Origin of the sequence: Rickettsia sp. TH2014 (genome assembly GCF_019249195.1) — a bacterium.
In the GTDB taxonomy this organism is placed as follows: Bacteria; Pseudomonadota; Alphaproteobacteria; order Rickettsiales; family Rickettsiaceae; genus Rickettsia; species Rickettsia felis.
Window position 1 is genome coordinate 1 of record NZ_MXAX01000026.1, and the last position, 507, is coordinate 507.

Here is a 507-nt window from a genome sequence, read left to right on the forward strand (position 1 = left end):
CTTATCACATGCGAGTAATTATTACGTACCCAATCCGCCATGAACCTTGTTGGCATGGTTAGCGTCAGGGTTTTTGTTTCATTATAATAGGCAGCTACTGCTTTAGAAAACCAAGCTGCATCTATAACCTCCCCTAATTCTTCTCTTAATCCCTTTCTTATTCGATTCCACACTGTATTTTCTAATATTTCTTCTGATATTGCTGATGATTTATTACTTGAGGCTAATTTTTCAGTAGGTTCGCAGTGAGCATCAATATTAAATTTTGCTTTTTTTGGTATCATCGTTTCTTTCTCTTCTAATTCTTGCACATAATAACCGTTAATGCCATATACTGCCTCTAGTTGCTCGCTTATGCATGCTATTTGTCGTTGGCTTAAATTGATATGGCTTGGAACTAGTGCAGTAATAAAGCTATTATCATAATTTGCTTTAAACTCTACTATAGTTAGTATTTTATATGCTAATTCTGTACTGAATCTTCCTGCTATCTTCTTCCTTATCTGC

The 507-nt window shown here is 34.9% G+C and carries 1 protein-coding gene; it reads right to left on the reverse strand.

Annotated elements, in window-relative coordinates; translation table 11 throughout:
• On the reverse strand, positions 1 to 507 hold a 507-nt coding region (locus KYQ89_RS00315), incomplete at both ends, for a DnaA N-terminal domain-containing protein (protein WP_305888029.1).